Below are 26,312 nucleotides of genomic sequence, written 5' to 3'. Positions count from 1 at the left end.
GAGCGGGTACCACATCGCTGCGCGATGTGCAAGCGAACCACCGTGCTTCGCATGGTGGTTGCGCACCCGCTCCGCGGGTGCGGACTCTGGTGCTTCGCACCAGAGTTGACTCCGTTTCACGGAGTCTGCGCCACGCTTCGCGTGGCGTGCCCGGCTGTGCCGGGCCAACTCCCTCCGCTGCGCTCCTGGAGTTGAGGGGGCCGGCCCGCGTTGCGGGCCGGTGGGCCTCGCTGCGCGGGGGCCCGGTCTGGCGGGATGTTAGGTGCGGGAATCCGGCTTGTTTTGGTAAGGGAGTTGACGGTCACTTCGTGACCGTCTGAGGGTGTGTCCGCTGCGCTCCCCCACCCCGGGTCCTTCCGGCTGCGCCTCCAGGACCTGAAGCCCGCTACGCGGGCTTGGCTGGCTATGAGGGGAGGGGGTTGCTCGTTCGTGTCGGGTTTCAGTGTAGTGGGTGCATCTGATTGATGCAGCATGTACCGTTGGCGGAAACACGAGACACCCCTTCCCTTGAGGTGCTCCGTTAGGCCTTGGTATTTTGGTCTTTTCGATCTGGACGGGAAGTGCGTGCATGGGAAGCAGTGTGGCTTACCCCGTTTTTCGGACGCGCAACGCTGCGGAGGCGGTTCAGGGGGCTTTCGCTCTGGTTCGATGCAGCGGGTCTGGTGACGATTCGGTCTATGTGGATGCCGAACTGGCCCGCTTCGACAGTGTTCTGAGGGCGCATGAGCTCTTCCCTGAGGCTACGTACTCGTCGGGGGATTCCTTCTTTCACGGTGAAGAGCTGCCCAGGGACGCTCTGGCGCTGGAGCGCCTGCTGCCCGTGAGGCTCTCTGCCGAGCAGGAGGAGGGGGTGGGCAGGGATGCACTCGTCGGAGTGGTGTCGTTGCTGGAAGAGGCGGTGTGGGGGCAGCTTGCCTGGATGGGGGTTGCCTGGCCGGCGGTACCGGAGCTGGGTCTGGGACCTGAGGGTGCGAGGACAGGCGTGCAGGCCTGCTTCAACTCCACTGCTGAATACGAACCAGCGGTGGGGCACACCGTGTACGTCCACGTACGTCCGGGCGAGGACGAGCGCGCTCACCACCTCTCGCAGCGCCTCGGATGGGCCGTCATCGGTCCATCCGAGGAAGGATGGTGACCCGCAGGAGATGCTGGCACAACCGACCCCAAAAGTCGTCTTGCTGAATGAACTGCATCATTCCGTCCCACCATTTCGATCATTCTAGAATTTACTGCAACAGAAATAATAAGACGAGCCGGAAGAGGATTTCTTCATGCCCGGAATCCAGCTTCGGGAGCATCAGGTCGATCAGAAGTCGAGTTTCCGGAAGTGGGTGGGATTCCCTGCAAGGTCATCCGTGCCCGCTCAGGGCGCGCGGGGCACGATCGTGTCCGCGACCGGATCAGGGAAGACGATCACGGGCGCCGCGAGCGCGCTGGAGTGCTTCCCGGGCGGCCGGATCCTCGTCATGGTCCCGACCCTGGACCTGCTCGCGCAGACCGCTGAGGCGTGGCGCCTGGTGGGTCACCGCTCCCCCATGGTCGCGGTGTGCTCGCTGGAGAAGGACGAGGTTCTGGAGCAGCTCGGGGTAAGCAGCACCACGAACCCGATCCAGCTCGCCCTGTGGGCCGGGCACGGGCCGGTCGTCGTATTCGCCACGTACGCCTCCCTCGTGGACCGTGAGGACGCCGAAGCGCCGATCGGCCAGCGGAAGGTTCGCGGGCCGCTGGAGGCCGCTCTGGCGGGCGGGGAGCGCCTCTACGGACAGCGGATGAACGGCTTCGACCTCGCGATCGTGGATGAGGCGCACGGCACCGCTGGTGACCTTGGACGACCGTGGGCAGCGATCCACGACAACGCCCGGATCCCGGCGGACTTCCGGCTGTACCTCACCGCGACCCCGCGCATCCTCGCGGCACCCCGGCCACAGAAGGGCGCGGACGGCCAGGAGCTGGAACTCGCGTCGATGGGCCAGGACTCCGAAACCTACGGGCCATGGCTCGCCGAGCTCGGGCTAAGCGAGGCAATCGAGCGGGGAATCCTCGCGGGCTTCGAAATCGACGTGCTGGAGATCCGCGACCCCTCGCCGGCCCTCGGCCTGTCGGAGGAAGCACTGCGAGGCCGGCGCCTCGCGCTCCTGCAGACCGCGCTCCTGGAGCACGCGGCAAGGTGGAACCTGCGCACCGTCATGACCTTCCACCAGAAAGTCGAGGAGGCCGCGGCCTTCGCGGAGAAGCTGCCGGAGACCGCCGCAGAGCTGTACGTCAACGACGCCTCCGACGACGACCTGGCGGCCGCGGACCGACTCCCGAAGTCGTCGATCGACGCGCAGTTCTACGAGCTGGAGACCGGCCGCCACGTACCCCCGGACCGGGTCTGGTCCGCGTGGCTGTGCGGCGACCACCTCGTCAGCGAGCGACGCGAGGTCCTGCGACAGTTCGCAGGCGGCATCGACGCGGCCGGCCGCCGGGTGCACCGCGCCTTCCTCGCAAGCTGTCGCGTGCTCGGGGAAGGCGTCGACATCACCGGCGAACGCGGGGTCGAAGCCGTCTGCTTCGCCGACACCCGCGGCTCGCAGGTCGAGATCGTGCAGAACATCGGCCGGGCACTGCGACTCAACCGCGACGGCAGTACCAAGGTCGCCAGGATCATCGTGCCGGTCTTCCTGGAGCCCGGCGAGGACCCGACCGACATGATCGCCTCCGCCAGCTTCCGCCCCCTAGTAGCCGTACTCCAAGGCCTCCGCAGCCACGATGAACGACTCCTTGAACAGCTCGCCTCCCGCGCCCTCACCAGCGGACAACGCAAGATCCACGTCCGACGCGACGAGAACGGGCGGATCGTCGGGGCCAGCGGCAAGGGTGACGGCAAGGACCAGGACCAGGACGACACCCACGCCGCCGCCGACGCGGCCCTGCTCCACTTCTCCTCTCCCAAGGACACAGCGACCATCGCGGCCTTCCTACGCACCCGGGTCTACCGACCGGAGTCCCTGGTGTGGCTGGACGGCTACCAAGCCCTGCGACGGTGGCGCGAAGAGAACGAGATCACCGGCCTGTACGCCGTCCCCTACGACGTTGAAGTGGCGGTGGGCGTGACGAAGGATTTTCCGCTGGGGAGGTGGGTTCACCAGCAGCGCAAAGCGCTGCGGGCCGGGGAGCTGGAGCCACGGCGCAAGACCCTGTTGGACGCGCCGGATGCCGGGATGGTGTGGGAGCCCGGCGAGGAAGCCTGGGAGAACAAGCTCGCCGCGCTGCGCTCCTACCGGCGGGCCACCGGGCACCTCGCACCCCGGCAGGACGCGGTATGGGGCGAGAACGAGGCCGAGGGCCTGGTGCCCGTCGGGCAGCACATGGCCAACCTCCGCCGGAAGGACGGCCTCGGGAAAGACCCCGAGCGGGCCGCCGTACGCGCGGCGCAGCTGACGCAGATCGACCCGGACTGGAACTGCCCATGGCCGCTGGACTGGCAACGCCACTACCGCGTCCTCGCCGACCTCGCCGCCGACGAACCAAGCGGCCACCTGCCCGACATCGCTCCCGGAGTGCTGATGGACGGCGACGACATCGGACGGTGGCTGAAGCGGCAGACCCAACAGGGCAACTGGGCACAGCTGTCCACCGAACAGCAGAAGCGGCTGATCGCGCTGGGCGTGCAGCCCACTGAGGCCCCGTCTCCCGCCCCTGCGGCCATCCGCCCGGCGAAGGGCCCGAGCAAGGCGCAGCAGGCATTCCACCGCGGCCTGACAGCCCTCGCACAGTGGGTGGAGCGGGAAGGGCCGGACCGGCCGGTGCCGCGCGGCCACAGCGAAGAGATCGCGGTCAACGGCGAGACGAAACCCGTGATCGTGAAACTGGGCGTATGGGTCTCCAACACCAAAACGAGACGGGACAAACTCACCGCGGAGCAGCAGGACACACTGCGGAAGCTGGGCATGCAGTGGGTTCCATGAGGTGAACAACCAGGGCCGTTGCCAATGGATCATGACGCACCGGCGTCTCGCCCGCGACTACGAGACCCTCCCTGCCAGCTCCGAAGCCATGATCCACGTCGCGTCGATCGACAATCTCGCCAAGCGCATAACGGACGAGACGACCCCCACCTGGCGAGGAACCTACCAGGGCAGAAAGGGCAATCTGCCTAGATCAAACGCCCTCTGAAATCAACGGCTGAATCCGTCTCACAAGCCGTTACATCCGTACAGGCCGCAGCATCGAGGGACGGCAAGATCGAATGAAACAGGACAAGCATCATGGATGCAGACCGAGACGAGCACCGACGTTCGACGCGTCGTGACGCCCACCGTGGTGGTGTCGGCGTCGGCCGGTCCGGTCGCGGGGACCGTCGAGGCGTTCAGCCCCCGATGCGCTCGCCAAGCTCCAGGAGCTGGAGAAGCGATCCGCCCAGCACGAGAAGAACCTCCGGCCGAAGAACACGTCCGACAGGTACGCCGCCGACTGCAAGCAGTGGGAGCAGTTCTGCGTGCTGCTCGAACTGCCCGTCACCGCCATTACCCCGGGCAGCCTCACTGTGCTGGTTGCCTCGCTCGGCGAAATTCTCTGACGGCGAAGGCCCCCGCAGCCACTGTCGCCCCGAGCGGCAAAACGGGCATCAATACCGCGATCCCCCATGAAGCGAAGCCTGTGTCCACCGCTTCGTAGCTTCCCCAGGGCTTCTGTGCAGCTCGGATGGTCTCGCCCTGGTGGCCGTTGTACCTGACCTTTATGGTGCGCGCGTTCGTGGTGTTCTGTGATGGGCCACTGCATGCGGTGTGGGTTGTGTTCCGTGCTCCGCCCTCGCGGTGGCACTCTGCAAGTCGAACCTCCACAGCGTTCCCCAACAGGTTCAGCCGCGCGATGCCGGTGAACACTGTCCATGCTGCCGCTGCCGCGCACAGCAGTGTGAGCGCGGCATAACCGCCGACTGTGATTACCCGCCCCTTTGGCATGAGCCAATCATGCCGTCCCCCGAGCGCTTCAGGCAGCCAGGGCTCTCCCCGCCATGACCGGTCGTACGGGGCATCAGCGGCGCTGCCCAGCACGCACGTACAAAATCAGCCTGACGGGACGTCCACGGCACGGCTGGCTCGTGATCGATTTCTTAGAACTCCTAACGGAATGACCGTCGGTGGGTCGGCTCCTCGTCTTGGGGTGCTGTCGGGGACCGCCTCACCGCCGCCCGCCGACGACAACTCCTCGCCATGCGCGAGCGGTGCGGTATCCGCCTCACTCTCCTGTGGCACCGGTGGAGAGCGGCGAGCTGAGGGTGGAGCCCGCGCGCCGGATCGGTCGACTGCCGAAGGAGCTCCATGTCCGGCTTCTTCCTCGATCCCCAAGACGGGCAGATTGGGGTATGGGGCGATGAGGGGGACGTGGAGTTCGAGATCGGCACTCTTGTTGACTACATCGAGCAGATCGCGGCCGCGCTCAACGGCGGCGGCACAGCCTTCGGCTACCGACCCGCCTTGCATGCCAGCGGCACGCCCGGTTCTGAGGGGGCGGGGGCGCAGCAATGCGTCCCCGCTACCCGACGCTTCCACCACCGCAAGGTGGAGTCGTGGCGTCGGCGCGGCAGGTTCTACCTGCAACGCTGGCCGTCCAAGCGGGCGATGGGGGTGCTGCGGGACAAGATCCGCGCGGCCACCGATCGCCGCCAGGTGGGACGGCCGCTGGCGGCCGTGGTCGCCGACCTCAACCCGGTGCTGCGGGGCTGGTCGGCGTACTTCCGCTGGGGCAACTCGGCCGGGAAGTTTTCCACGATCGACAGTTACGTCCATGAGCGGCTCGCGATCTTCGACAATCGCAAGCGTGCCATTCCCGGTCGCTCACAGGCCACTGCGCCAGTCCCCGACCCTACTGAACGTCACTTCTTCCCCTCACATGAGCCCTTGTGCGAAAAAGAAGGAGACAACGGCGACCACGACGCCGATCCCTGTGCACACCAGAAGGCCGAGATCTTTCTTCACGAGCCTCACAAGTGCCCCTGCAACCAAAATCGCCCAACTGACATTGAGTCCGATGAGGACAATATGGGGGTTGTCGTTCATGGCAACAGCGATTGACGATCCGATGACTGCGCCGATCGCGGCGGCGCCTACCGGTATCACCAACATCTTGGCGTATGCGCGGTTTTCGACTCCGGCCCACCGACTCCCGGCACGCCGCTCGCGAAATGCCGCAACGACCAGCATGGCCGCTGCCAAGAGATACGGGAGGACATAAATTATCGTAGGCATTCGACTTCTCTATTTTCCAGGGCTCGGACAGGTTTCACGCGGTGGTCCCGCCCCTGGTCGGCCGGTCGGAGGTCTGAAGAGATCAGACCTCCGACCGGCCATCAGGTGGCGCGTGAAGCTACTGATGCGTTATGGAAATTTTCCCGTAGGCGTACGCGGTGATTTTAACGCCGCGATTCGGCCATGAACTCAGCACCCGCTGAATGTTGGACGCCACCCAGACGATCACTCCGGCGAGGATGCCGACAATGGCCCCTATGATTCCACCACCGGGTATTACTCCGAGAATGAACGCTGCGGCGGCCCACGCGGTCGCGCCGGCGTTCAACTGATACGAGGCCTGCCAAGCCTTCAGCCTGCTCATCTTGATGACGCACCTGCCGTACCAGACCGAGCAGCTTCTGGAGGTCTTGTTGTACTTCGCCAGGACGACCCGGCCGTCGAGATCGTACTTGTTGATCGGGTCGCCCGGGTAGGCGTAGGCGTTGGCGCCGCCGCCGGGGACGGGGTCGATGGAGAGGAAGCGGCCGGTGGTGGGGTTGTAGAGGCGGACGCCCATGAGGGTAAGTCCGGTGAGGGTTTCGCTGGAGCGCTGCTTGGCACCGAGCCAGTTGTAGCGTGTCGGCTCTTGACTCGGGCGCGGGTTGCCGTACTCGTCCGAGTCCAGTGCCACCGGGGCCTTGCCCGTGTCCAGCGGGAGCTGGAGCGCCACATCGCCGTGGATGGTGGTGAACTGCAGCACCGTGTCACCGGTCTTGGTGGTGGTCGCCGCAAGGTCGCCGGAGGCCCCGACGACGTTACGGGTCAGCGCCCCCGTGGCGGTGTCCTCCACGACCCAGCGCGGGTTGTCGCCGTCGCCGGCGTAGTGGTTGAGCTTGGACGCGGTCTGCGTCCACGTCGAGCCGCTGCCCGTTTCCACCTTCCACGAGCGGAACCGCAGGGCCGCGTCAAGCTGCCAGGTCTGGCGCTTTCCGTCGGAGATCTGCTGGTACGCCAGGTCGTTGGCGTAGTAGCCCATGGTGCTGCCCGGCAGGGCGGTCGTACGGCCGAACGCGTCGTAAGTGTATCCGGAGTTCACCAGCCGATCGCCGCTGTCGTACGTGGAGTTGGCGGAGGTGCCTCCGGTTGTGAGGCAGTCGGTGCCGGGCGTGGCTGTCGCCGTGGTCAGGGACTTGCGGTTGCTGCGTGCGTCGAAGGCGTAACTGCGGCGCGTGCAGACCGTCTCGGTGGTGTCCTCGACCGTGGTGAGGCGGCCCGTGGCGTCGTAGCCGTAGTTCTGGTCAGACCAGCCGGCATGGCTGGTGACCTGGCTGTGGATGGACTCGGTCACCGTGTCCGAGTAGACGATGGTGCCGTCACTGTCACGGGTGTACGTACGGTCGGCGGCGGAGCCCGTGGGGTCGTTCGTCTGCTTGACTGTGTAGCCGCCGGGCAGCTTCTCGGACACCACGGCTCCGGCCGCGTCATAGGTGGCCTGGAAGGTGCCCGCGATCGAGTCGGCGGTCTTGGTGGCCAGACCTCGCGGCTCGATGGCCGCGTCGTAGGTGTACGTGACCGTCGATGGCACCGTGTCCGTCGACTTGACCGGCCGGTCGAGCAGGTCGTGCTCGGTCGTGGTCTTGCCGCCGTCGGCGTCGGTGTACGCGATCTGGCGACCGAGCTTGTCGTACGCCTTGGTTATCGTGCCGCCGGTGAGCGAGGTGGTCTTGGCCACCTTGCCGTTGTCCGGGTCGTACTCCGTGGTGGCCTCCGGTACAGCCTGGCCGAGCCCGCCGGTGACGGCGGTCTTGATCGACCGGCCCGCGGCGTCGTACGTCGTGGCCGTCGTACGGGTGACGCCATTGGCGGTCTCGGTGACCTTGACCGCGTTGCCCCACCAACCGTACTCGGTGGTGGTGGTCGGCAGTCCCGTCGGGTTGGAGCCGCCACCGGTGATCGCACCGGCGGGTCCGACCGAGCAGACCAGATCGGCCCACTCCGGGCGCCCGGCGCAGGCGCCGGTCCCGGTCGCGGACCAGTACGTGGTCACGCGTGTCCCCGCGTCCGTGCCCGTCGCGCCGGGCAGGAGCTGCTTGACGGTACGGCCTTGGTTGTCGTACTCCGTGGTCTCGGTGATCGCCAGACCGCCGGGGTCCTTGATCGTCTTGGTCGGCAGGCCCTTGACCCAGTCGTAAACGGTCTGATCGACGCGGGTCTCGCCCTGGACGGAGGGGTGTTCGCGCACCTGGGCGCCGACGGTGACCTTGGTGATCTGGTCCTTGACCGTGGCGGTGCCGTCCGTGGGCCGGCCCGCGTCGTACTCGTTGACCGTCCACGTACGGGCCGTGACCGAGGTGCCCGCCGAGACCAGCGTGGTGGTGCCCTGCTTGAGATCGGCCGTGAGATCGATCCTTCGCAGCGGGCCGAAATCCTCCAGTATGCGGGTTCCGTTCTCGTTGTAGACGGAGCGGGTCGCCAGCAGGTCGCCGCGCTCGGCGCTGGTGAGCTGAGTGATGCCGAGGTCGGCCTGGGTGGCCTTGTCGTCGGCGGTCAGTCCGAGGGCGACGGCGCGGTTGGCGGCTGAAAGCTCGCGGACGGCGCTGCCGAAGCGGTCGTATTCGGTGGTGGAGGTATGACCGCCGGGGGTAGCGGAGTTGACCTCACGGCCGGATACACCCAGGTAGTGCACCTCGGCCCGCTTGTAGGCGGCCGCGGTCAGCGAGCCGCCGGAGTGCGACGACGGCACGGCGTCGGCCGGGAAGACCGCGGTCGCGTCTGTCGGCGCGTCGAGCTGGCCCCATGCCTTCACATCCGACGCGCCCATCTTGTTCGGGGCGGCGGTGCCGGTGAGCGGCACGTTGTAGACAATGCTGGTGGCGGCCGTGCCCTCCTCGACATCGGCGGTGCCCTGCTTCAGCCCCGCGCGGGTGGCCTTGAGCAGCATGCCGTCACTGGCGGTGGGGGCGTTGCCCGCCTTGCCGTAGGTGAAGGTCCAGGGCAGTTCGCCGGGCGGGGTGAGCTTGATGACGCGGCCCGCGCTGTCGTATTCGTACTGCGTCTTGAGCACAGGGGAGATACGCGGGTTCCAGGTCTCGCGAAGCCGCCCCTGAGAGTCGTACGCGTACGACGCGATCGCAAGGACCTTGGAGCTTGCGGCCCCCGGCTCGGTGGCCCACAGGCGGATGGACTTGACCCGGCCCACCACATCACCGAACTCGGTGTCCGTGGCGGTGGTGGTCAGCGGGTACAGGTACTCCAGGACCCGGCAGCCCTTGGTGGCCGGATCTGCGGTGCACGCGGCAGCCGTCGCGGCCGACGTCGACGAGATGACCCACTTGGGCCGGGCGACGTCCTTGCCGTTGTAGGTGGTCTTCTGCGAGATCACCGTGGTCGTGGAGTTAGACAGCCCGTCCAGCAGCGTGCTGGAGACCTGCCAGGTCGGCACGGCCGGATCGGGCTTGGTGAACTGCGTGACCGTGCCCTCGGTGTCGGACAGCGTAAAGCTGCCGCTCACGCTGCCCTTGAGGGTCAGGTCCTCCGAACCCGGCTCCGGAATCCAGCCTGTTTTGGCCGCGTTCGCGGTGAAGTGGGTCTCCTCACCGCCGGAGTTGACCACGGCCACGGCCGTGTCGGAGATCCTGCGGATGTGGGAGTAGTCGGACGCCGTCATCTCGGCGGTCGTGCCCGACACCCACTCCTTCCCGAAGATCGGCGCCTGTCCCTCCTGGGTGGCGCCCTTGTCCGGCGTACGGGACGAGGCCGTACGCGTGACGGACAAGGCGAAGACGGAGGCATCCGTGGCCGACAGGCCGAAGTCGCCGGTCAGCATGTTCACCGATCCCGGCCCCACTCCCTGGGTGGCGGCACCGCCGGCGTTGCGGTCGACGACGACCGTCAGCGGCTCCGTGCTGCCGGAGGCACTGCCCGGTCCGGTGAAGTCGGCCTTGATCTGAACCGTGCCGTCCGGGTCGACCGTGCTCGTGGCGTTCCAGACCAGCGTGGCGTTCTTGCCACTGCTCATCGGCACCGGCCACGCAGACAGTGGCGTACCGCCGGATGTCACGTCACCTGCGGGGATCTTCACCCACAGATCGGCTTCCGAGCGCCGCCAGGAGAAGGAGACGGAGTTGTATTTGCCCGCGTCGGCTTCCGCTGCCAGCGGCAGCCGGCGTGCGGTGCGCTCGCCTTCGGAGGGCTGGATGAAACCGCCCGGCCCGGCGTGGAAGGTGTAGTCGATGGGCTCGGACTTGTTGTCGGCCTTGTCGACCTGCCGGACCTGGAGGGTGTGGGTGCCGTCCTTCGGCGGGGTGACGCTGATGGCCTTGGCGGCGGTGGAGCCGGCGGTGGCGACCTTGGTCCAGGTCACGCCGTCGAGTGACCACTCCAGCCAGTTGTGGTCGGTGCCGTTCGGGGTGACGGTGAAGGTGCCGGCCTGGCCGGCGCCCTTGACCCACGCGTTCGACGGGTAGTGCGTCGACGTGATGCCGGTAGGTGCTGACGGGGCCGTGGTGTCGACCGTGAAGGTCTTCCACTCCGACCAGCCCAGGTTGTAGTGGGTGCCGTCGTACGGGGTGCTGCGGAACTTGTACGTCTTGCCGCTGGTCAGCACACCGGCTGGCACGACGACCGGAGCGGGCTTCCCAGACGGCACGAACGCCGACCGCAGCACGGCACCGACCTGGGTGTCGGTGGCGGAGTCGAAGATCTGGTAAGAGCCCTGGATTTTGTCACCGTTGGGGTCGACGAACGTGTCACGCAACGTGGGCGTCACAGTGTTGACCACATAGGCGCCGGAATAGGAGAAGTACGGCGGACCCGCCTCCTGCTTCGTACCCGTGCGCGGCCGGTAGTTGTAGGTCACCACAAGCTTCGGCGGGTTGGACGCGGCGTTGGCGGAGTTGACCCGCTTCCACTGCCCCGTGATGGTCTCGTCAGAGGCGCGCAGACCCATGTGCGACTTGGTCGCCTTGGCCGACGTCCATTCCTGCACCATCGTCGTCACATTGGCGTTGATCCAGCCGTCCGGCTGCGTGGTGCAGGAGGAATTGCCCCTCGTCTCCGAGGACGTGGCCTTCTTCGCGATCCACGCCGGCTGGTTGGGCGCGGCCCAGCGCGAAGACGTGGACGGGGCGCCGGTGGACCACACCTCCCACGGCTGCAAGGGGCACGATGTACCGGTGTAGTTGCCGGAGTGGAAGTTCCACAGCGACAGCTTCGCGTCCATCACCAGCGCGTCGGCGATCGGGGCGGTGTTCCAGGTGATGAAGGAACGTGCGGTGCGGTACGTGCCGTCGGCGTTCTTGGTGCCCGGGTTACCCAGGTCCAGTTCGACGTCGCTGGACCAGTCGACCGTCTCACCCTGCTGGACGTAGGTGTCGAAGACGTTCGACAGGGACGAGGTGGACGGGTCCACCGTCACCGGGTACGTCGTCGCCGGATCGGCGAGGAATCCCGCGTCCGGGGTTATGCCGAGGTCGACGCCGCCCTTGGTCCTGACGACCTTCATGGCGACCTTGACCCGGCGCGTGTGCTCGCCGGAGACCGGGTCGACCGTCGCGTCCCACATGACCGGGGTGGGCATGACCGCGGTCTTCTTGGACTTCTTGTCGGTGAAAAGCACACTGCCGTCGGCCTGCTGTTCGACCTTCAGCCCCTTGGTCCGCAGCGGCAGGGTGTAGGAGAAGCCGTCGGCGGGCTTCTCCTTGATCTCGACGAACTGCTCGAAGCCCGTACGGGTGGCCTCGACCAAGACGTCGGCGCCGGGGACCGCGTTCGCGTAGGTGGCGCGGGTGCCGTCGAGCTGCGGTGCGGGCAGGCCGCCCCGCCACTGGAGGGTGATCTGCTCGTCTCCCTGGCCGAGGGTGACCAGGTCGGTGGCCGGGGCGGACTGGGCCGCTCGCATGGATCGTGCGGGCGTGCCGGTTTTGCCGGCGAGGGTCAGGCCCTGCGGGTGGGCCTTGGCGGCAACCGAGCCGTCCTGCTGCGCAGCGAGTTCGACGTCGATGTCGCGCCAGTCATCCGTGGCCGGGTCCTGGAAGCGGACCGGTCCGGCGGACAGTTCGGTGGTCAGTGAGCCGTCCTTGTTGGCCCAGGTGGTCGACGTCTCGGTCCGCTCGGAAAGCGCCTCCACTCGCTGCCCGGACAGGCGGGCCGCCACGCGCGCCGAGGTGATGTCGGCCGCGGCGGTGACCGGCTGTGCGGCCGGCTTCTGTTGCGCCTGGGCGGCCGGGGCGGCGGTAGCGGCTTCCGCCCCGTAGATCATGGAGACGGACATCAGCAGGGCGACGCCGACCGCGGTGCCGCGCAGACCTCTGGACCGGTCGAGTCTTGACCGTCCGCGACGCCCTGGGGGGAGCGCCGGTATGTGGCTTTTCACGTTTTCCCCTTGTACATGTATCAGTGCATGGTGGTACGAGATCCGGTGCATGGGGCACCGGACCGACGCCGGCCCATTGGAAGACAACGGTTGGGCCAGCGAGGTCTGGGAGGCGGCGGCACCCGACGCCGGCTATGGCTCGATGAGGCCGGTCCTGATGGCGTAGCGGGTGAGCTCGACCCGGTCGCGCATGCCCAGTTTCTGCAGCAGGTTGGCGCGATGGCGGTCGACGGTCTTGACGCTGATCACCAGCAGCTCGGCGATCTCCCTCGATGAGCGGCCCTCGGCGACGAGTTTGAGGATCTCCTCCTCGCGCTCGGTGATCGGCTTCCTCGGCAGGCCCTTGCCGCGCCGGACCAGGTCCAGGTAGTGGCGGATCAGCGCGGTCTCCGTGCCCGGGTAGAGGAACGGCTCGTCACGCATCGCCGCCCGGCAGGCGTCCACCAGGTCCCGGTCGGCCACCGACTTCAGGACGTATCCGCAGGCGCCCACCTTCAGCGCCTCGAAGAAGTACTGCTCGCTGTCGTGCATCGTCAGGAACAGGATCCTGAGGTCAGGCCGGGACTTCGCCAGGGCACGGGCGGCCTGGAGCCCGGTCATACGCGGCATCGTGACATCGAGGACGACGAGGTCGGCGTCCACGTCCCGGGCCAGCTCGATCGCGTGGGCGCCGTCGTCGGCCTCGCCGACCACGGTCAGGTCCGGTTCCGACTCGAGGACGAGGCGTACGCCCCGTCGTACGAGGGCATGGTCGTCGGCCAGGAGGATGCGTACAGGGGTGTTCATATGGCTCCGCCCGTCGGTAGCGGGACTCGCAGCCGTACGGTGGTGCCGCCAGAACCGTGGGAGCCGAGGGTGAGCGTCGCGCCGAGGAGAAGGGCGCGTTCGCGCATGCCTTGCAGTCCTGCCCCCTCCGTTGCCCGGTGGAAGCCCTTGCCGTTGTCGCTGACCGTCAGTTCCACGGCCCGCGCACCGGCCGCACGCAGTTTGAGATCGATCCTGCTCGCCCCGGAGTGGCGGGCCGCGTTTGTCGTGGCTTCCTGGGCCACGCGGTACAGCACGAGCTCGGCCTCCGCTCCCAGCGCTGTCAGGGAGCCGTCCACCCGGTGGCTGACGGTGACGCCGGGCGCGGAGAATTCCGTCACGAGGGCCCTGAGGGCGCTGGGCAGGCCGAGGTCCTCGAGCACGCCCGGCCGCAGTCTGCGGGCGATGCGCCGCACTTCGTCCAGACTGCTCCGTACTGCCTCCTGCGCGGTGATGACTTCCTCGTGCAGGGCCCTCGGAACGCGGTCGGCGAGGCTCTTGAACTGCAGGATGACGGCGGTCAAGGTTTGGCCGACCTCGTCATGCAGCTCGCGGGCGACCCGTCGGCGCTCGGACTCCTGCGCCGACAGGGCTCTGCAGCTGCTCTCGGCCCGCTCGGTCTCCAGCCGGCTGAGCATGACGTTGAACGTCTCCGTCAGCTCCGTCAGTTCGCCGCCTCCCGTGACCCGGGTGCGCTGACCGGGCTCCAACAGATTCGCATCCGCCATCGCTTTGGTCAGACGCTTCAGAGGAGCGAGGCCAATGCGAAACAGCAGAGCGTTGGCCACCAGCATCGCGATCAGGCCTCCGCCCAGCACAAGCGTCTCGTGCATGAGAACCGGGCTGGACACCGTGACCCACGGGCCTACGAGCAGCCCGGTTGCGAGCATGAGCACTGCGGCGTTCGACAGGAACATCCGCCAGAACAGCGACACGCCCCATCTCCCCCTTGCCCCGGTCGGTGCTTTCGGCACAGCGTCGACCTCCCTCGGACCGGGGAGCCGTTTTCGGAGCAAGTCTTGTCGACCGTGATCGACGATTCCATACATGCTGTCACCCATCTTTTCGGTCCCGCGCCTACCGCTGACGTGGCCCTTCGCGTAGGCCGGGCGCAATGACGCTCGTGAGTGAAGAACCCGTCCGTAGGCACTGTCACGTTGGCGGATGGCGTGGGAGGATCCTCGGGTTGATCATGGTGGAGGGGATCGTCGGTGGGGAGCGCGTCGCCGTCGTACAAGGGGCACCGGTACCCGGTCGAGGTGATCTCCCACTGCGTGTGGCTGGCGCTGTCACGTTGTTGGGCGCGCGTACATCTGACGGTGTGTCGGGGTTTGGTGGGGCGGGTTCGTGAGCCGTGTTCAGGCCGTGTTGGGCTGGCCGGTGGCGCCGGTGATGTGCTCCCAGATGGCGAAGCGGATGGTCATCTCGGCTCGATAGTCGTGTGCGGTCATCAGGTGGCGTCGGGGCCGGAAGTGGGGTGATATGCCACTGAACGCGGACAGGAACCGCTGCACCCCGCCGGCAGAACGGAAGCCCTTCATCGCACGTTCACGCTGCCGGGTGGGCTGGTGACTGTTCTCCGCCCGGCTGTTCAGGCCCTTGTGCGAGCGATGCTCCACCGAGGGCATGACCTCGCGGTGAGCCGCGCCGTAGGAGCGGAGCTTGTCCGTGACGATCACCCGGGGCACGGCACCGGTCTTCTTGAGGAGTGTACGGAAGAAGCGCCTGGCCGCGGCCTTGTCCCGGCGGTCCTGCACGAGGATGTCCAGGACATCGCCGTCCTGGTCGACCGCCCGCCACAGGTACTTCTGCTCACCGTTGATCTTGATGAAGACCTCGTCCAGATGCCACTTGTCCCTGGGGCGGGGCCGACGGCGGCGCAGCGCGTTGGCGTAGTCCTGCCCGAACTTGGCGCACCACCGCCGGACCGTTTCGTGGGAGACGGCGACACCACGCTGGAGCATCAGCTCCTCAACCTCACGGAAACTGAGCGGGAACCGGAAGTACAGCCACACACAGTGCGAGATGACCTCGACCGGGTATCGGTGCCCCTTGTACGACGGCGGTATACCCACCACGGACGGCTCCCCCCAACGTGATCAACCCGAAGATCATCCCACGAGCCAGCCAACGTGACAGCGCCCGTCCGAGTAGTCCTTCATCGCCATCGGCGGTCTTCTCGCTTCCTCCGGATCAAACAGATCCAGTATCAGCGTGTCCACCACTCAGGGGGAGGCCCCTGACGTGGACGATGGTAGAGCTCGCAGAGCACAGGCGACGCGTTCCTGCCCTGTTCCGCCGGACCTGCAGGCGGTCATTCGGCCCTATGTCAGCTGGCCTTGACTGGTTCCTCGGTTCGGGCTCGGGTGCTGGCGAGGCGGTTAGCGGCCCAGTCTCGGTGGCCGCCGCCTGCGAGGCGGCGGCCGGCGGCGGCCCGGCCACCGCCGATCTGGTCATGGGGTGGCGGCTCGCCACGCGGGATGCAATGCGGGATAGAGGCTGACCAGGAGATAACCAGCCGCGATCACGAGCAGTGCCGTGGTGAGGCTGGTCATGGCGACCAGCACGCCGGCGCCGAAAATACCCAGCGGCACCGCGGCCACAACCGCGGCCATGATCGCGCCGGACACGCGTCCCCGGAGCTCCGAGGGAATACGGCTGAACTGGACAGCGGTCAACAGCGGGTTCACTGGTCCAGCAGCGATGCCGGCGAGAGCCATGGTGACGACAAGCGTGGGAGTTCCGGGCATCGCGGCGATGACGAAGAACTTCGGGGCTCCGGAAATCAGCAACGCGGCGGTCAGGATTACGTGCCGGGGGAACCGGTGCCCAATTGCGCCGAACAGGATCGCGCCCGTCAGGGCGCCGGCGCCGAAGGCGGCGACCGAAAGCCCCAGGGCGAGCGGGTTGTCGAGCACCTGCTTGGCCAGGGTTGGCAGCAGCACGGTGAACAGGGCGTTGTCGGCCATGTTGGCGAACATGAACACCACGAGGATCCGGGGCAGCAACGTGTCCTCGCGGATGAATCGCAGCCCTTCCCTGAGCTCCGCGAAGTACCGTGACGTGCCTTTCGACAGGTGCGGAGCCTTGCGAGGCGATGCTCGGGGCACAGCCAGTCCCACGATCAGGGCCGATACCAGGAAGCTGGCCGCATCCATGTACAGCACAAGGATTGACCCGAGAGCTGCGACGAGCACGCCGCCGAGCAATCCGCCGGTGAGCTGGGCGACACGCATCACTGTCTCGTGCGCGCTCATCGCCCGTTCCAGCCGCATACCGCCGGCTTCGGCCAGGTCGGGCACGAGGGAGCGGCGGGCTGTCGTGCCTGGAACGTCGAGCATCGAGCCGGCGAACGTGAGGACCAGCAACAGCCAGAACGGCAGGTGGCCCAGCATGTACAGGACCGGGATCGCGGCCACTGTCACGCCGCTGGCCAGGTCGGCAAGGACACTGCTGCGGATGAACCCCATGCGGTCCACCAGAGGGCCGCCGAAGAGCCCGGCCAGCACCACGGGAACGAAGTAGGCGACCCCGCTCAGCCCGGCCCGTGCGGGATCACCGGTGGTCTCCAGCACGAACCAGGGAATCGCGATCAGGGCGATCCGGTTTCCCGCGACCGACACCGCCTCGGCTGCCAAGACCGCGCCAAGCGCTCGCCGTGCCACAGCCGTTGACGTGCCTGAAGAAGTCACCTGGTTGCCGGCTCCCGACCCATGATGGTGGCCTGGTCAGTCGGAAAGTACCAGTCCATGGGGACGGGCTGCCTACCGAAGTGCCCGCAGATACGCCGCTGCCGCCCGGTCATCCTGGCGACGGTGTGCTCAGCCATCCGATCGTGGTCGTTCAGCCTGATCCGCAGTTGGCCGAACCGCAGGGAGATGTCGCGCGGCGAGCGGCGCAGCCGGTCCAGCTCGGAGAGGTGCTTGCGCGTGGGGACGACGACGAGTTGCTGCAGCTGCGCGGACGGCTCCAGGCCCCCGGGCCGCGGACTTGTGTGATCGGCAATGCCTCTGATCCCCTCGGGCGGATCCACTCCACCGCCTTCGTGCCTGATCAGTGGGGTGCTCGGTGTTCCCGGCAGGATGGCAGGCATGGGCCACTGGGTGTACGAGTTCTCGGGTTGCCGCGACTCGGCGGACTGTCAGCAGATCGCGGATGATGCGGAGCCGGGCGATGTGGTGCTGCAAGAACGCCCGGACGGTCTTGGCATCGTGGACGGGTTCGTGCGGGAGAGCGTCGACGACATGATGATGGTGGCCCGCTTCCGGTGGGTGGCCAGCGGAGACCCGTCCGCGGTGGCACCGGCGGTGCTGCAGGCATCCGGACTTCTGCCCCTCGCGCGGCGGGATGCGTGGCCGATGCGTACGGGGCAGCGAGCCGGATGCCGACGAGTCCGCTTGAAGGGCGTTCCGAGCCTGCATTCGAGACTGCCGTCGTGGCTGTGCGCGACGACCGTCGCGCACAGCATTTCTCCTACTCCTCTGTGGCAGGTTCTTCAGCCCCGGTCTCCTCAGCCGCAGTGGGGGCCGGTTCCTCGGTCCCGGTCTCCTCACCGGCGGGGGCCGGTTCTTCAGCCCCGGTCTCCTCAACGGCGGGGGCGGGTTCTTCTGCTTGCGTCTCCGCCGCCTCGGGGGTCGGCTCTTCGCCCTCTGCAGGGCTGGCCTCAGTCGTGGCCGGTGACTCCTCGGGGGTGGTCTGCGCCTCTGTTCCTTCGGACGCAGTGGGCTCCTGCTCGGTGTCGCTCACGTGCTCACCGCCTTCCCGTGCTGACAGGCAGGAAGAGGCTCAGGTGTCGCCTGGTCGGACGACCGTCATGACGCGGAATTCATTACTCATGATGTCACCGAACCGCATGATTTGAGGCATTGCGAGGCCGCAGGAATACTCCGGAAACGTTCCGTAGGCCACTGTGATCAACCCCGACGGCGGGCGGCGGGGTCAGACGCGGCGACGTACGCGGCGCCCGCCTCGACACCGGGGCGGGCGTACCGCTTCAGGAACTGCGGCACTTCGAGGAAACCCTCAATGTTCAAGGGGGCGTTCGCATGCGTCACCGGAGCACCTCCGTGCTCCGGCGGGCCGCAGCGTGGAACGGGCATGTCGCGGCCCTACGGAAGGCGGACGTAGAGCTCATCCACGGACCTGACGTCTGGGGTTCGATCCGAGCCCGCGCCAACTGCTGTCGGCGACTGATGCGACGGCCGGACAGAGGCGCTGGTGTCCGCCCTCGTCCAGCGGGAGTTCCACGACAGACGGCGCTCGCTCGCGTCGCCGTTTCTCACCCGTACTGGGTCGCCGACAGTAGTGGCATCACCGGACGAAGTGTCGACGAGAGCGCCGGGACCGGCGCATACCGAACAGGACCAGGTCTGCCACGAAGACCACGATGCCGATGATCAGGAGGTAGAACAGCCCCTCCGCCACTGCGCCGATGATTCCCAGGACGATGGCCACGAGGATCAGGAACAGGAAAAGCGCCATGGTGAGCACATCCTCAAGCCTCTGCTGCGGGCGATGAGCCCCCCGCTGTGACCAGCGATTTGGTCGGGCTTCGGCACTCCTGCGATGGAGGCTGGTCAGCGGCGTGCGAGGCGGCGCCCAGTACCGCGCTCGTAAGGCCTCTCGTAGTGTTTGAAGACCTCTTCTTCCCGCTCGACCGGCAGGACGTCATCCATGCCCATGGACGGCGCCTTCCTCACCAGCCCTCTCCCGTGCGCCACCTTCACGTACCCGGGACCCAGCGTTGCCTCGTCGAGGGGCACGAAGACCAGTCGGTGCCGAGTCGGCAGTCCGGTACGGACGGTGGCCATGGTCGGCGCGTCGGTGGTGGTGTCCACGTAGACCGCTTCCAGGGCTCCGATCTTGCGTCCCTTGGGATCGATCACGTCCCGGTTGCGCCACTCACGGATGTCGGCTGAATGGATCATGCCTTGCTCCTTGCGGCCGGCCCGCGCCTCCCGCAGGCACTGCATCCGATAGGAGGAATAGCCAAGCGCCACCTCCTCACTTTACTCTGACCGCTGGTGCATGCTCTCGAGAACGCCTGATCGCAGGCCGTCGCCTCCCCGCCACTCACTCCAGCTCCCGTCCCGTCCGCCGTCGACCCACACACCGTGGAGCGGGCGTGGTTCATGGCGCCCAGGTGGAGCACGCCACTGTACGAACGGCCTGGACGCCTGGGCCGCGTCTACTGCTCAGGCGCCCTCGCCGGTCATGACCGGCCTGCGGTCCGGGCCGGTAGCCCGATTCGGGCCGGTGAAGGTGCTCCAGCAGCCGGCAGGCGGCGCAGGCGGCGAGAATCCTGGTCATGGGCTGGGTGAGGTTTTTGCCCAGACGGACCGGACGGCCGTAGCGGCGACGCGAGGCGTGCGAGTTGCTCGGCGGGGATACCGCGCTCGATGAGCGCCTGCATCCGTTGCGCGTGCGTCCGTCGCGAGCCCATGGCACCAACGTACGCGAACTCGGGCGTCCGCAACGCAAGCTCCAGAAGTGGGATGTCGAACTTGTGGTCGTGGGTGAGCACCAGCAGCACCGCCCCGGCGCCCAGCCCCCCGTCCGGGAGACGGGGCTCCTTGCCAAGGTGGGGCCCGAAAGAAGCCGCCACCACCGCGATCCGTCCTGCCCTCAGCGGAGGTTTCCTGTGAGCCAGGCCAGGAGGCGCGGCTTGTCGTCGCAACCTCGGAGCGTGTCGGCTGCCAGGTGGTCGCTGAATACGGCAGCCATGACGGCGGTGGCTCTCACACTGCGCGGGGTGGCCTATGCGGGTCTCGGTATGGGCATGGCCGGCGAGCTTACCGGCCAGGCGATGAGAGGGTTCGGACACCGCGCTCGGTGTGCTGTGAGCAACACACTGCTGCAGCCTGGAGGCATGGTCGCTGCTCCAATTGTCGTACACCGGCCGTCTCCAACTGGAGGCCGGCAGGTTACCGCGTACGGAAAGATCCTCGGGCTTGCCCACAATGACCGGGACCTGGTGGAGTTCCTGCGCCGGGCCGGTCTCCCGGATACAGAGACGTTGATCGACGACCCGCAGATGGTCGAGTGGCAAGGCGGCCGCGCTCACAAATGGGACGCGGCTTGACTCACGGCCCGCCGTCGCGGCGCAGCGCAAGCCGAACCGTACACGGAGGAGGCGCGGCCGCCCTGGCGCGAGGCAGCTACACGGCTCCAGGCCGCGGTGACCGCGCATGCCTAGGCCGCCGGGGTGTCCCGGTACGAGCTGGAGATGGCCGTGAAGGCGGCCGCCCTGCATCCGGAGCCGGTAGACGACTGACCCCTTCCCGGTAACCAGGTCGTCACTTGTTGTGATCGCCGAGCTGTGCTGTGCCCCTGTCGCCGTCAAGTCCGTGCAGCCGTAAGGCCCCTGGTAGGAACGATCTTGCGACAGAAAAATCCGACCGAGGGGCCTCACGTGTCGACCGGAGTCACGTACACCGCCGTTCTCGATGTCCGCCGGTCCACCGCCGAGCACCTGGCCCGGCTGCTGCGCGACCACCGTGCAGTGATCGGCACCCGCAGGGGGCGACGCGCTCTGGGCTGCTTCCGTCAGGCCGTGCTCGTCCTGCACTGGTTCCTGGACGGCACCCGCCTGGCCCAACTCGCCCGGGACAATGGCCTGTCGTCCTCCACCGCCTACCGGTACCTGCACGAAAAACTGACCGTACTGGCCGCCGCGGCACCGGACCTGCAGACCGCGCTGGAGCGGGCGAAGACGGCCGGGCTGACGCATCTCAACCTCGACGGCACCGTGGTCCGCACCGACCGGGTCGCGGCCCCCGGCCCCAGCGATGCGGACCTGTGATGGTCGGGCAAGCACCGGCATCACGGCGGGAACGTGCAGGTCATCTCCACTCCGGACGGCTGGCCGATCTGGGTCTCGCCGGTCCGCCCAGGCCGCGAGCACGACACCACCTGCGCCCGTCGGCACGGCCTGATCGACGTGCTCAACCGCCTCGCGGCGGAGCTGGACATGCCTACCCTGGTCGACCTCGGGTACAAAACGTCGGAGACGGCTCCCGCCATCCGCTCAAGAGGCCAGCGGACGGCGAGCTGACCAAGGCCCAGCAGGCCTACAACAAGGTCATCCGAGGCGTCCACGGCGTGTGCGAACGAGCCAACTCCCTGCTCAAGACCACCTTCAAAGCGCTGCGACCCGTCAGCCTCGATCCCGGCCGGCCCGGAGAACCGCCGGTCACTGCGCGCGTTCCAGGTGTCGCTTGAGAATGAGGGGCAAGGTCAGCCAACAGCATGCGAACCAGATCAGTACGACCCCCGCGATAGCCCAGGCGAAGCCGGTTTCCAATGCGACCCGGAGAAGGAGAAGCACAGCGCAGATGATGGCAGCTGCAAGAAGGGTAAGTCCCGTGGCGATCAGACGCCCCGTCACTTGGATCAGCTGAGGCTTGCGACGGTGACCGGCAAGTGTGCGATGGAAGGAGACCGGCGCGACCAGCGCACCGGTCGCCAGTGCGCCGAGTACGACCGTGACCACGTAGAGATTCCTGTCGAACGAGCTCAGCTGCTCGAAACGGGGCGTAAAGACGACGCTGAGCAGGAAGCCGAACAAGATCTGCGCCCCGGTCTGCGCTACCCGTACCTCTTGTAGCATCTCCGTCCACTGACGGTCGGCCCGCTCCTCGGTCGTCTCGTGCCGCCCGAAGCCGTGGTCCCTGTCCCCTCCGGGAAGAGCGCTGTCACGCGAGCGTTCGGCGTCCGTCATTTTCCCACCTCCGGAATTGCGCAGGGAAGCGGGCGGCGCGGATGCGGCCCTCGCCGCCGTGACAGTCGCGGGCGGAGACCTCGCGCTGTAGGCAGGCGACCAGGTACTCGGTGTGGGTCCACGATTCGGTGCGGGCGCGTTCGGCCAGGCGCTCGGCGGCGTCTAGCAGGGCCGGGGCCTTCATGGCACGGGCGAGGAAGGCCAGGTCGGCGGCGGTCTGCCGGCCCGTGCGGGCGCCCTGGCCGTCGGGCTTGCCCGTGTCGGCCGTGGGGTGCGTTTTCGCGGGAGGGGTGGTGCGGGCCATCAGGTGTCCTCCTTCCCGCCGCCGCCCTCGATGAGGGTGAACATGCGGTCGTAAGAGCCCAGCTCGCGTTGTTCGACCTCGATGCCGAGGCTGTCGGGGGCCAGGGCCGCAGCTCGGGCGGTGGCCGCTCGGGCTGCCTGCTGGTGGATCACCTCACCGCGCAGGTTCCGGGCCGCCGCGGCATGCTCGGGGTCGGTCAGGCTCTGATGTTTGGCCCAGCAGCGGGTGTGACGGGCCACCAGGTCGTCACCGCAGGTCACGGTGATCTCCTCGGTGTCGACGTGGACCGTGACGATGTGGCCGATCGCGCGGGGGTGGACGGAGTAGTCGTTGGTGTCGACTCGGATGTAGTGGTCCCGGCCCAGGCGGGTGCGAAGCGGCCACCAGTGCGGCGGGCCGACGGGCGGGATGGCGAGCATCCACGCCCGGTCGCTCTCCCAGCGGTCGATGGGCCGGGCGTCGATCGAGCGGTGATGGCGCCGGTTGGCGATCTGCAGCCAGGCGGTCAGCTGGGCGTTGAAGTCGTTAGGGCCGGTGAACAGGCGGCCGGGCAGGAAGCTGGTCTCCAGGTAGCCGTTCGCGCGTTCGACCAGGCCCTTCGCTTCCGGGTCCCGGGGCCGGCAGAGGTGCACCCGGATGGCGAGCAGGCCCGCGAACGCGGCGAACTCGCTGGTCAGGCGCCCCCTGCCGACTCCGGCTTCGTTGTCCCAGACCAGCATCTTCGGCACGGCTCGCCACGCGGTCAGCAGCCGCCAGTGGGCGTCGATCAGATCGCCCGTCTGCCGTGAGGGCAGCATCCGAGCCGTGATCACCCGCGAGTAACCGGACACGATGACCAGCACCGGCGGACACCCGCTCTGGCCGTAACCGAGTGGGATGTCCACGGGCGGGAACCACAGGTCGCACTGCGCGAGTTCACCCGGCTCATAGACCGTCCGCGAGACGGGATCCACCGGCAGATAAGCAGGCCGCAGCTCACGCACCCGCTCCCGCAGGATCGTCAGCCCCCGTTCCCAGCCGACCCGCTCCGCGATCACCGTGACGGGCATCGTCGGGGTCTGTTTCAGCAGCTCCCGCACGGCCGGCTCCACCGCGTCCACCGCCGAGCCCTTCGGCGCCCGCCGATACCGCGGCGGACGGTCCGAGGCCAGCGCCCGCAGCACGGTGTTCCTGGAGATCCCCAGCTGACGGGCCACCGCCCGAGCCGACAGCCCCTCCACCCGGTGCATCCGGCGGATCTCAGCCCAGTCCTCCACGTGGATCACCCTCTCTTCCTCCCGACTTCAGCACCAGTGAAGTCAGGATGATCAAGAGATCGCAGAGTGGCTCACTTTTCATCCGCCGTCCGTGGCCCTCGTTTCACCCGTTGCCGAAAGACCGGACACCGCCAGCACATCCGCACTGAAGAGAGCGTCCCCCAGGACAGCCCGAACCCCTGTACTGCGCCCTCCGGCGCTGTGACACGACCGCCGGACAGGCCACACCGAGACTCTCCGTCCCACCCCCGTAACTGATCGTCCTGTCACTCTGCGCCGGGCTGCGGATCACCATCGGCGGGTCAGGCTGATGCCCTCACCCTGCGGTCCGGCTCAGCTCTACCGCATCGCAGCGCCGCTGTGTCCCCCTGTCACTTTTCTCACTTTGCATCCTGAGTAAGAGAAGTTCTTCGCGTTCACTCGTGTCGCGGGCGGCAGGTTTTGCGCGTGCACTGAGGTAGCCGGGTGTGCAAGCCATGCCCTGGAGAACAGCGTTCTCCCGTGTGCCCGGCGTCGTCGACCAAAGCAAAGACGAGAGCGTCAGTCATGCCAGCAGGATCCAGCCCTAAGCGTGAACGCCAGTACGAACACATCAAGGAAAGCGCCGAGAAGCGTGCGAAGGAAATTGCCTCGCGCACCGTCAACAAAGAACGTGCACGCTCGGGCGAGGCAAAGTCCTCGAGCAAAACCTCTACCCGCGACCCCAAGTCCGCCGCTCAGCGTGGCGGGCAACGCTCGCACAGCGACTCACAGGGACCCACCAAGGACCAGCTGTACGAAGAGGCCAAGAAGAAGAACATCGACGGCCGCTCAAACATGAACAAGCAACAGCTGCGCCAAGCCCTCGGCCGTTGAATCAGGTGCGCTGCGGGTGGAGGCGGCCCGGAAGTGGATGACTGCCCAATGTACGCAACACAGTGCGGTGTCTGCGTGGAGACGGGGCTGCGCTACGGAGCCTGGCTCCGGCCATCGCGGGCTCTCTCCCCAAATGAGCGGAGTCTCTACCTCGCTTTCTGGTGGGACACGCGAGCACAACAGCAGGGCCCATGGGCCGAACGTTCTTCCCTGACAGCCTCACGTCAAAAGCGTGAAGGATGCGGATGATTTCGGGGAAGAGGGCCTCGGCCCGCATGAGCTCAATCGGCCCTCTTCAACGATGGATGTACGCAAGGATGACGGCGGCGGGGCACTTGGCATTGGAGGCCCGGGCGGCTGACGGGTCGGCGAAACAGAAGGACTTGTCGTGAGCAGTGGTATCCCAGTGGAAGACAGCTGCATCGAGGCATTTCATGAGCTGAAGAGGAAGCGGAACGTCAACACAGTGATCTACCGGCTCAGCGACAACCTGGAGACCGTCATCCCCGATTTCAAGGGGAACCTGACGCACGACGAACTGCTGCAGGCCCTGCCGGCCGCCGAGACTCGGTTCGTCGTCTACGACCTAGTCTTTGCGACGGCGAACGGGGCCCGGAAAGACAAGATCGTGCTGATCTCCTGGTGTCCCGAGGCCGCAGAGATCGAGCAGAAGATCGCGCACTCGACCAGTCGCAACACACTCCGCAATCTACTCGACGGTGTCCAGGTCTATGTACAAACCACGGACCCATCCGACTTGGGGTACGAGGAACTCGTTTCGCGGACCTCTTGACCCGCCCCCTCCTCGGCTGCGTTCCAGAACACAGCACGGTCACGCCAACCCGCCACGGACGGTGCACAGGTATCTGACCGGATGACCGATGCCGAGTCTGGCAGCCTGATCGTTGATCCTCACGCTAAACACGAGAAGAGACGCAGAGTGGAACGGCGACCCCTCCCCCAACCCGCGCGCCACGCTGTCGAGCCGCTCAATGAGCACGGAACGAGTCTCTACAGCGCCGACCAAGCAGCGGTGGTGGTCACAGCGCTTGTCTCCCAGATTTACACCGCGGCAGCGGAGCTGGCCGGACTCGCCGAACACCTCCTGGCACTCCAGGAGCACCGATATGCCAAGACCGGTCATAAGCAAGAGGAGCCCAGCTCCTCGCACCGGTCGAGAGAGAGGGGCATTGCCCTGTGACCACCGGGAATGCGGAGGCGCAGGCAGTACCGCTGCGTGCTCGACGCGACCTGCCAGCCGCGGTGTGGGTGCGGCCTCGGCCGTTCTGCGTCCCGTCACGAGTGCACACTGCGGCCTTTCTCCCGGACTTCTCGCGCCGTTTCCTCGGCGCCCGCCCGGTCTCGATGCCAGGTGATCCCCACCTCCATACCCTGGGCCGCCAGCTTTACAGCGACGGCTCGGCCGTTCCCCGCATCCGAGTGCCACGGTCATTGGATGGCAAACACAGTTGCCCGCGAGGCCGACCAGTCCTTACCTGTCCCTGCCGTCTCGCGCAGCATGGGCGTCGCGTCGCGTCGCGTCGTGTCGCGTCGCGTCGTGTCGCGTCGCGTCGTGTCGTGTCGTGTCGTGTCGCGTCGCGTCCCCGACGGCCGGCACAGCACCGCGAGCAGGGCCCGCCATCCAGGCGGTCGGTGACGATGACGTCCAGCCTGCTGTGAGAAGCGATTCCCAAACCGGAAGGCAGGGGGCTTGCTCGAACTGTCGTCCAAGCGGGACTCGTTCGGGCGATCAAGGCTCGGCCGTGCATAGCAGCAGGGCCTCTTG

Annotated in this window: 20 protein-coding genes and 4 pseudogenes; 10 read left to right on the top strand and 14 right to left on the bottom strand. The window is 67.2% G+C overall.

Annotated features, from left to right (window positions below):
• Nucleotides 1-679: 679 nt before the first annotated feature.
• From ACNPQM_RS38690 to ACNPQM_RS38675, 4 genes and pseudogenes are all read left to right on the top strand, one after another.
• On the top strand, nt 680-1,135 hold the full coding sequence (locus ACNPQM_RS38690; RefSeq protein ID WP_418087639.1) for a hypothetical protein: 456 nt from the start codon (nt 680-682) through the stop codon (nt 1,133-1,135).
• 136 nt (nt 1,136-1,271) lie between these two features.
• Nucleotides 1,272-3,950, top strand: a complete 2,679-nt coding sequence (locus ACNPQM_RS38685; protein ID WP_418087638.1) for a Helicase associated domain protein — start codon at nt 1,272-1,274, stop codon at nt 3,948-3,950.
• 22 nt (nt 3,951-3,972) lie between these two features.
• Nucleotides 3,973-4,158: pseudogene (locus ACNPQM_RS38680) on the top strand (hypothetical protein); the annotation flags it as partial.
• A gap of 1,148 nt (nt 4,159-5,306) precedes the next feature.
• Nucleotides 5,307-6,059, top strand: coding sequence for a group II intron maturase-specific domain-containing protein (locus ACNPQM_RS38675; protein ID WP_418087637.1), 753 nt, complete (start codon nt 5,307-5,309; stop codon nt 6,057-6,059).
• 292 nt (nt 6,060-6,351) lie between these two features.
• Here ACNPQM_RS38675 and ACNPQM_RS38670 read toward each other — a convergent pair whose 3' ends face one another.
• From ACNPQM_RS38670 to ACNPQM_RS38660, 3 genes are all read right to left on the bottom strand, one after another.
• On the bottom strand, nt 6,352-12,486 hold the full coding sequence (locus tag ACNPQM_RS38670; RefSeq protein WP_418087640.1) for an RHS repeat-associated core domain-containing protein: 6,135 nt from the start codon (nt 12,484-12,486) through the stop codon (nt 6,352-6,354).
• Between the two features lie 234 nt (nt 12,487-12,720).
• Entirely contained in the window at nt 12,721-13,374 is a 654-nt protein-coding gene (locus ACNPQM_RS38665) for a response regulator (RefSeq protein WP_418087636.1), read from the bottom strand.
• Nucleotides 13,371-14,327, bottom strand: coding sequence for a histidine kinase (locus ACNPQM_RS38660; protein ID WP_418087635.1), 957 nt, complete (start codon nt 14,325-14,327; stop codon nt 13,371-13,373). The genes ACNPQM_RS38665 and ACNPQM_RS38660 overlap by 4 nt, the downstream gene beginning before the upstream one ends.
• Before the next feature lie 276 nt (nt 14,328-14,603).
• On the opposite strand from ACNPQM_RS38660, the pseudogene ACNPQM_RS38655 reads away from it, so the two are divergent.
• Nucleotides 14,604-14,675 (top strand): annotated as a pseudogene (locus ACNPQM_RS38655) (IS6 family transposase); the annotation flags it as partial.
• A gap of 75 nt (nt 14,676-14,750) precedes the next feature.
• Here the strand turns inward: ACNPQM_RS38655 and ACNPQM_RS38650 are convergent.
• From ACNPQM_RS38650 to ACNPQM_RS38615, 8 genes and pseudogenes are all read right to left on the bottom strand, one after another.
• Complete coding sequence (locus tag ACNPQM_RS38650; RefSeq protein ID WP_418087634.1) at nt 14,751-15,470, bottom strand: IS6 family transposase; 720 nt, start codon at nt 15,468-15,470, stop codon at nt 14,751-14,753.
• A 375-nt stretch (nt 15,471-15,845) separates the two neighbouring features.
• Nucleotides 15,846-17,030 carry an MFS transporter gene (locus ACNPQM_RS38645; RefSeq protein WP_418087633.1) on the bottom strand — a complete coding sequence of 395 codons (1,185 nt, stop codon included), beginning with the start codon at nt 17,028-17,030 and terminating at the stop codon, nt 15,846-15,848.
• 50 nt (nt 17,031-17,080) lie between these two features.
• The gene (locus ACNPQM_RS38640) at nt 17,081-17,485 is read right to left on the bottom strand and encodes a hypothetical protein (protein ID WP_418087632.1); all 405 of its coding nucleotides are present in this window, start codon (nt 17,483-17,485) and stop codon (nt 17,081-17,083) included.
• Between the two features lie 380 nt (nt 17,486-17,865).
• Nucleotides 17,866-18,138, bottom strand: coding sequence for a hypothetical protein (locus ACNPQM_RS38635; protein ID WP_418087631.1), 273 nt, complete (start codon nt 18,136-18,138; stop codon nt 17,866-17,868).
• Between the two features lie 167 nt (nt 18,139-18,305).
• Entirely contained in the window at nt 18,306-18,446 is a 141-nt protein-coding gene (locus ACNPQM_RS38630; protein ID WP_418087630.1) for a hypothetical protein, read from the bottom strand.
• 256 nt (nt 18,447-18,702) lie between these two features.
• Nucleotides 18,703-18,873, bottom strand: a complete 171-nt coding sequence (locus tag ACNPQM_RS38625; protein WP_418087629.1) for a hypothetical protein — start codon at nt 18,871-18,873, stop codon at nt 18,703-18,705.
• Between the two features lie 95 nt (nt 18,874-18,968).
• Nucleotides 18,969-19,319 (bottom strand): PRC-barrel domain-containing protein, encoded by a 351-nt coding sequence (locus ACNPQM_RS38620; protein WP_384052204.1) that lies wholly within the window; start codon nt 19,317-19,319, stop codon nt 18,969-18,971.
• Nucleotides 19,320-19,741: 422 nt separating this feature from the next.
• A pseudogene (locus ACNPQM_RS38615) lies at nt 19,742-19,933 on the bottom strand (XdhC family protein); the annotation flags it as partial.
• Between the two features lie 327 nt (nt 19,934-20,260).
• On the opposite strand from ACNPQM_RS38615, the gene ACNPQM_RS38610 reads away from it, so the two are divergent.
• The gene (locus ACNPQM_RS38610) at nt 20,261-20,473 is read left to right on the top strand and encodes a hypothetical protein (protein WP_418087628.1); all 213 of its coding nucleotides are present in this window, start codon (nt 20,261-20,263) and stop codon (nt 20,471-20,473) included.
• Nucleotides 20,474-20,770: 297 nt separating this feature from the next.
• A pseudogene (locus tag ACNPQM_RS38605) lies at nt 20,771-21,612 on the top strand (HARBI1 family protein).
• Here ACNPQM_RS38605 and ACNPQM_RS38600 read toward each other — a convergent pair.
• The 3 genes from ACNPQM_RS38600 to istA are packed head-to-tail and all read right to left on the bottom strand — an operon-like array spanning nt 21,584 to nt 23,680.
• A complete protein-coding gene (locus ACNPQM_RS38600; protein ID WP_418087627.1) occupies nt 21,584-22,111 on the bottom strand; it encodes a DUF6328 family protein in 528 nt (175 codons plus the stop codon). The pseudogene ACNPQM_RS38605 and the gene ACNPQM_RS38600 sit on opposite strands and share 29 nt — an antisense overlap.
• Complete coding sequence (locus ACNPQM_RS38595) at nt 22,086-22,415, bottom strand: hypothetical protein (protein WP_418087626.1); 330 nt, start codon at nt 22,413-22,415, stop codon at nt 22,086-22,088. The genes ACNPQM_RS38600 and ACNPQM_RS38595 overlap by 26 nt, the downstream gene beginning before the upstream one ends.
• Nucleotides 22,415-23,680 carry an IS21 family transposase gene (istA, locus tag ACNPQM_RS38590; protein WP_418087625.1) on the bottom strand — a complete coding sequence of 422 codons (1,266 nt, stop codon included), beginning with the start codon at nt 23,678-23,680 and terminating at the stop codon, nt 22,415-22,417. The genes ACNPQM_RS38595 and istA overlap by 1 nt, the downstream gene beginning before the upstream one ends.
• Nucleotides 23,681-24,217: 537 nt before the next feature.
• Between istA and ACNPQM_RS38585 the strand changes: the two genes are divergently transcribed.
• The 3 genes from ACNPQM_RS38585 (at nt 24,218) to ACNPQM_RS38575 (ending at nt 25,727) form a co-directional block, all read left to right on the top strand.
• Entirely contained in the window at nt 24,218-24,526 is a 309-nt protein-coding gene (locus tag ACNPQM_RS38585; RefSeq protein ID WP_418087624.1) for a plasmid stabilization protein, read from the top strand.
• Nucleotides 24,527-24,914: 388 nt separating this feature from the next.
• Nucleotides 24,915-25,319 carry an actin-binding ADF family protein gene (locus tag ACNPQM_RS38580; protein ID WP_418087623.1) on the top strand — a complete coding sequence of 135 codons (405 nt, stop codon included), beginning with the start codon at nt 24,915-24,917 and terminating at the stop codon, nt 25,317-25,319.
• A gap of 147 nt (nt 25,320-25,466) precedes the next feature.
• Entirely contained in the window at nt 25,467-25,727 is a 261-nt protein-coding gene (locus tag ACNPQM_RS38575) for a hypothetical protein (RefSeq protein ID WP_418087622.1), read from the top strand.
• Nucleotides 25,728-26,312 lie beyond the last annotated feature (585 nt).

The organism is Streptomyces sp. NPDC056231 (assembly GCF_048270745.1).
GTDB lineage: Bacteria > Actinomycetota > Actinomycetes > Streptomycetales > Streptomycetaceae > Streptomyces.
Note: the sequence above shows the minus strand (reverse complement) of the source record. Positions and strands in the feature narration are given on the sequence as shown.